The organism is Paraburkholderia sp., assembly GCF_035501035.1.
Taxonomy (GTDB): Bacteria; Pseudomonadota; Gammaproteobacteria; order Burkholderiales; family Burkholderiaceae; genus Paraburkholderia.
Genome location: NZ_DATJWR010000267.1, coordinates 1 through 5,185, shown reverse-complemented (window position 1 = coordinate 5,185; position 5,185 = coordinate 1). Strand labels below are relative to the sequence as shown.

6 protein-coding genes are annotated in these 5,185 nt (G+C 63.6%); 1 reads left to right on the top strand and 5 read right to left on the bottom strand.

The features are described 5' to 3' along the window. Positions 1–88 precede the first annotated feature (88 nt). From hcaB to hcaE, 4 genes are read right to left on the bottom strand one after another with little or no spacing between them, the layout of a single operon-like run. Entirely contained in the window at positions 89–916 is an 828-nt protein-coding gene (gene hcaB, locus VMJ11_RS19680; protein ID WP_325621055.1) for a 3-phenylpropionate-dihydrodiol/cinnamic acid-dihydrodiol dehydrogenase, read from the bottom strand. Then, entirely contained in the window at positions 916–1,236 is a 321-nt protein-coding gene (gene hcaC / locus VMJ11_RS19675; RefSeq protein WP_325621054.1) for a 3-phenylpropionate/cinnamic acid dioxygenase ferredoxin subunit, read from the bottom strand. Before hcaC ends, hcaB begins: the two co-directional genes overlap by 1 nt. Positions 1,237–1,238: 2 nt before the next feature. Beyond that, positions 1,239–1,793 (bottom strand): 3-phenylpropionate/cinnamic acid dioxygenase subunit beta, encoded by a 555-nt coding sequence (gene hcaF / locus VMJ11_RS19670; protein ID WP_325621053.1) that lies wholly within the window; start codon positions 1,791–1,793, stop codon positions 1,239–1,241. Next, positions 1,790–3,145, bottom strand: a complete 1,356-nt coding sequence (gene hcaE, locus VMJ11_RS19665; RefSeq protein ID WP_325621052.1) for a 3-phenylpropionate/cinnamic acid dioxygenase subunit alpha — start codon at positions 3,143–3,145, stop codon at positions 1,790–1,792. The genes hcaF and hcaE overlap by 4 nt, the downstream gene beginning before the upstream one ends. A gap of 124 nt (positions 3,146–3,269) precedes the next feature. On the opposite strand from hcaE, the gene hcaR reads away from it, so the two are divergent. Then, positions 3,270–4,154 carry a DNA-binding transcriptional regulator HcaR gene (hcaR, locus tag VMJ11_RS19660; RefSeq protein ID WP_325621051.1) on the top strand — a complete coding sequence of 295 codons (885 nt, stop codon included), beginning with the start codon at positions 3,270–3,272 and terminating at the stop codon, positions 4,152–4,154. 816 nt (positions 4,155–4,970) lie between these two features. On the opposite strand, the gene VMJ11_RS19655 is transcribed toward hcaR, so the two are convergent. Beyond that, the coding region (locus VMJ11_RS19655) for a hypothetical protein (protein ID WP_325621050.1) at positions 4,971–5,185 on the bottom strand (215 nt) is incomplete at its 5' end.

Genomic DNA, 5,185 nt, shown 5'->3' with positions numbered 1-5,185 from the left:
GCGCAGTTCGGCGGCGGCGAGCGCGCCGGCCTGGCCTGCGCCGACGATGACGATGACGATGGTCGAGGCGGTCATGACGCGTTTCCCGTTACAGATGCAGGCCGCCCGCTGCGTGACGGATGCCGCGAATACCGAGCCCGGTATCCGCGTTGATCATCACGCCGCTCAGCACGCGGTTATTGGCGCGCGAGGCGAGCATCACGTAGGGGCCGGTGAAGTCGGAGGGCTGCGGGAAGAACTGCAGCGGCAGAATGCTTGCGATCGCTTCAGGCGAGCGCGAATCCATGATGCGCAGGTCCTGCTGGCCGAGCGAAACGGGGCCGCGCAGGTCGCTCGCCATGCCGCAAGGGCCGACGCCGTTCACGCGCACCTTGGGCGCAAGCTCGTAGGCCAGCTGGCGGATGATGCCCACGGCCGCATGCTTGCTCGCCGTATACAAAGGACCGCCGCCGCCCGGATAGAACGACGAATTGGAGAGCGTGAAGATCATGCTGCCATCGCTCGCAATGAGCGCGCGCGCGGCGGCTTTCGCGCCGAGCAGATAGCCCTTCACGTTGATCGAGAAAAGCTCGCGAAAGCCGCTGTCGAGTTGCTCGGGCGAGAGATCGACGAGGCTCGACGCGTGATCCCAGATCGCCGCGTTGCCGATGAAGGTATCGAGTTTGCCGAACGCATCGACGGCGGCGTTCACGGCGCGCTCGTTGTCGGCGTACGACGTGACGTCGCCCTCTACGACGACGACGCGGGCCACATCAAAGCGCTCGCGTAGCGACGCGACCTTTTGTGCCGAGCGTTCGAGCACGGCCACGCGCGCGCCTTCTTCGAGAAAGCGTTCGACGAGCGCGAGGCCGAGACCCGAGCCGCCACCCGTGATCAATACGACTTCGTTGTCGAGCCAGCCGTTGGAGTGAGCCATTACGCGACCTCCGGCACGTCGACGTACACCGCGCCGTCGACGAGCGCAATGGGGAACGTCTTGAGCGGCTCGGTTGCGGGCTGGCACAGGGCCGCGCCCGTCTTCAGGCAGAAACGCGCCGCATGCAGCGGGCATTCGACAGTGCCGTCGTCTTCGATATACCATTGGGACATCGAAGCATTGCCGTGAGAACAGCGATCGTTCAGCGCAAACAGCTCGCCATTCACCTTGAATACGGCGATCGCGGCGGAAGGGTCGCCAACCCTGATCGCTTCGCCATCGGACAATGCATTGTCCTGGCAGACAAAAATACGGGCCATGATCAGAAAAGCACACTCAGGTTATGGGAGGTGAGCACCACCTGGTCCAGCGTGATCTCGCGGCGGCACACCTGCCAGCCTTGCGCGCTGTCCACGCGGCGCACGCGGTCGATGCGGCGGCCCACGTAGAACGTTTCGTCGCGTTCCTTCTGCGAGCGGTAGAGCACGTAGTTCACATGCGCTTCGTATTCGCCCGGCGTTTCGGTGGTGAGCGCGCGCAAGTTCGTCACGAGATGGCGCGTGCGCGAAGGCGGCTCCTCTGCCCAGGCCATGCCGGTTTCGAGGCGCGCCACGCGGCGTTCGAGCTGGAAGTGCGTGTCGTTGAAGATCCACGTGGTGGGCGGCTGCACGCCGCGCCGGCGGTCGCGCGTTTGCGCGTTGACGGTTGTGCGCATCGTGTAGCGGATGTCCTTCGACATCAGTTCGAGCCAGGCGCGAAAGCGCCATTCGTCGAGCAGCGCCGCTTCGTCGAAGAGGAATTGTTCGATCTCGTGATGCAGTTCGAGGCCGACTCGCGCGGGCGTGAAAAGGGGCGTGATATCCGCGACTTCGCTCATTTGAGCACCTCCGCTTCGTAGCGCGCGGTGCGCTCGTTCACGTCGTCCCACGTTTCGGACATCAGCAGGTCGGCCCAGCGCCGGTACATGCCGCGCGCCGCCGTTTCCGAGAAGATGTAGTTCGTCATGCCAGGTATGCCGTCTTCGCGCACGCGCTCACCGCCAAGGCCCATTTCGAGGCACAGCTTCGTCTTGCGTGCGCGGCTGCCGCGCAGCACCTTTTGTACCTCGGCCCAGTTTTCGGAGTCGTCCTGTTCGAGGAAGCCAGCGGGGCCGAACGCGCGCGTCGCGCTGCGCTCGAAGGCGGCTTTGACTTCATCCGTGGCGGCCTTGTCGGCGATGCAGAACGCCCACACTTCCACCTGGTTCGGGCCGCGCGGGTGCCACACGCGCAGCGTGGCGGTGCCGTTGAGCCACGAAAGCGTGGGGAACATGTTGTTGTGGCCCGCGAGCCGCATGGCGCGCACCTTGCCGAGGCGCGCTTCGGCTTCGGCATAGGTGTCGCGGAAGTACTGCGAGACTTCGCCGTCCACCCATACGTTCGCGTCGGGCTGCTCGGTGAAGAAGAAGCCGCTGCCGTGGCCGGCCTGACCGTACTGCAGCGCGTCCTTCGCCGTCTCCCAGACAGGGCGCGCGGTCTGGCCCGCACCGAGCGCCTTGTCGCTCGCGCCTTCCTTCGCGCCGAGCACCTCGATGGCGGAGGCGTGCGTGAAGAGCGCGTGATACTGGTCGCTCGCGAACTGTTCGGCAGGAAATTTCCAGTTGCAGTCGATCACCCATTTGTGCACGCCGCCCACGATCTCGGTGCCGCCCTCGCGGCGATCGAGCACGCCGTCCAGATACCAGGCGATGTCACCCATGTAGGTTTCGAGGTCGGGCGCGTTCGCGTCCCAGTTGCCGAACACCAGGCCCTTGTACACTGCCACACGCGTGACTTCCTGCAGGCCCCACTTCTCCTTGCACAGGCCTTGCGGATAGGCGCGCGGCTCGAGCGGCACGTCGATGAGCGCGCCGTCCACGCCATACGACCAGCCGTGATACGGGCAGGTGAACGCGCGCGTATTGCCGCAATCGGCGTGGCTCACGCGCATCGAGCGGTGGCGGCACTGGTTGAGGAAGGCCTTGATCGAGCCGTCCTTCTGGCGCACCACGACAATGGGGTCTTCGCCCATGTAGGTATTGAAAAAGTCGCCGGCTTTCGGTATTTGACTGACGTGGGCGAGGAAAAGCCAGCAGCGGCCGAAGACGCGCTCGAGCTCGAGCGCGTAGATGTCGGGGTCGGTGTAGATCGACGACGTGACGCGCCCATTTTGCGCGTCGACGAGTGCATCGATGTCGATGGTTGCGGACATGCGAGTCTCCTCCGTGGCAGCATTCCCCTTTGGCGGAGAACGCGAAACGGATGATCGTTGCTCGCTGAACCGTTGTGAAATATTTTGTTTGTTGGCAGTTAGACTTTCGAACGATAAATCCAGCATGGAACTGAGACACCTGCGCTATTTCATTGCCGTCGCCGACGAGCTGAGCTTCACGCGCGCGGCGCAGCGGCTACACACGGCGCAGCCTTCGCTGAGCCAGCAGATCCGCAATCTCGAAGACGAAGTGGGCACGCCGCTGTTCGAGCGCACGCGCCGCAAGGTGGAGCTGACCGAGGCGGGCAGGGTGTTCCTCGCCGAGGCGCGCCTCGTGGTGGCGCAGGCCGACCGTGCGGTGGCGCGCGCGCGCCAGGTGGGGCAGGGCCGCGCGACTGTCACGATCGGCTTCGTGCCCGCTGCGGAAATCCGGGTTTTCCCGGTGATTCTGCCGCGGCTGCGCTTGCGGTATCCCGATGTGAACGTGGAATTGCGCAGCCTGCCCACGGCCGAGCAGGAAGAGGCGCTCTTGCGCGGCGATATCGACGTGGCATTCATGCGGCGGCCCATTCTCTCGCCACAGTTGCGCAGCGAAGTGGTGTTGACCGAGCCGCTCGTCGTGGTGCTGCCGGGTAGCCACCCGCTTGCGAGGCAGACGAGCATCGCGCCGGCGCAGTTGAGCGGTGAGCCGTTCATCAGCACGCATCCGGAGTTTTCGGGGCAGGTGCACAGCGTGGTGGAGGCGTATTGCGAGGCGAATGGCATTCAGCGTAAGGTCGCGCAGGTTGCGACTAATATTTTGCTGAATCTGAATCTTGTCGGCATGGGGCTTGGGTATGCGCTGCTGCCCGCCTATGTGGCTTCGCTCACGAGCAGCGCGATCTGCACGCGGCCGCTCGAAGGTGAGCCGCCTACCATTGACCTGCTAATGGTCTCGCGCAAAGAGCCGCATTCTGCGGAGCTTGATGCGTTGTTCGAGTTGGTGCGCGAGAGTGCGCACGCGGATTGATTGAGTGTTTGGGGTTTTATTTTTTTGTGACGGTGTGCCTGGGTTGCCCCTATGCGGGGTGGCGCCCGTGTTCCGTTGGTCAATGCCGCTTCGAGTAACGAGTGTGTTCCGCTCGTATTGCGATGTACCCCGCAGCGCTGCGCGAGGCTGACGCCTGTTTCGTGGGCCCACGTCAGCAGGTTGGCGACGAGCGCTGGGCTCAACCGCACGTTCGGCGCGTGCCCCCCTCAGCAACGGCGCTGTATGCGCGACGAGCAGCTCAAGCGCTTCGCATCGCGCCATTCGGGATTGCGATAGCGATCTGAGCGGCAAGGCGCCCGGCAGTTGCACGCCACATCGCGCGGCGCATAGGCGACTACGAGCGGTGCGCGGTACATCAGGCAAACGATCAAGCCGGCGGCAGATGCGGCCTGCCTGTGCCGTGACTGCGTTGCCGGTCGGCGTCGCAATGGACGCCACACCCTGGTGCAATACGCCTGGCGAAGGCGCGCCGCCGCGTTCAACTGCGCGGCGTAGCGTGTCGCGCAGGGCCGCAGCGGTGCCCGCGTAACAGTCGCGATGGTGAGGGAATTCGGGAGCCACTGAGAACGACAAAACCCGCATTGCGCAGGTCCCGGGGGGCAGGGACGATATTGAGGCATTCCGATTAATTCATATTGGGTAGTTTTCGTCGAAAGTCGAATTTCATGCGATTTCTTCGACACTGAAAACGCAAGCGAAAGTTCTCCGTAACGACCGTTCGGGTTTGGCGACGCTCTGGTCGCGAATTTATGAATTATTGTCAAATTGGCATCTCATAAATTGTGTCCGTCCCCTTCAACTGCTAAAACTCACCGCGAATAGTTGCGCGCGCAACGCAGGATTGCACCGGATAGACGGCACGATCAAGGCCTGGCCGCCGCGTCCTGGCACACGCGAAGTTTTCTGAACCATTTTCGAATTCTGCACCCGCAAGGAGGTTTCGATGTTGTGGTTTGAGCAGTCCCGCATTCTGGAGCTATCGGGCGCAGCACTGCCAAAGTGGCGGGACG

Excerpts from the sequence above, each read along its gene's own strand:
- hcaB (WP_325621055.1), bottom strand. The coding sequence starts at position 916 with ATGGCTCACTCCAACGGCTGGCTCGACAACGAAGTCGTATTGATCACG.
- hcaC (WP_325621054.1), bottom strand. The coding sequence starts at position 1,236 with ATGGCCCGTATTTTTGTCTGCCAGGACAATGCATTGTCCGATGGCGAA.
- hcaF (WP_325621053.1), bottom strand. The coding sequence starts at position 1,793 with ATGAGCGAAGTCGCGGATATCACGCCCCTTTTCACGCCCGCGCGAGTC.
- hcaE (WP_325621052.1), bottom strand. The coding sequence starts at position 3,145 with ATGTCCGCAACCATCGACATCGATGCACTCGTCGACGCGCAAAATGGG.
- hcaR (WP_325621051.1), top strand. The coding sequence starts at position 3,270 with ATGGAACTGAGACACCTGCGCTATTTCATTGCCGTCGCCGACGAGCTG.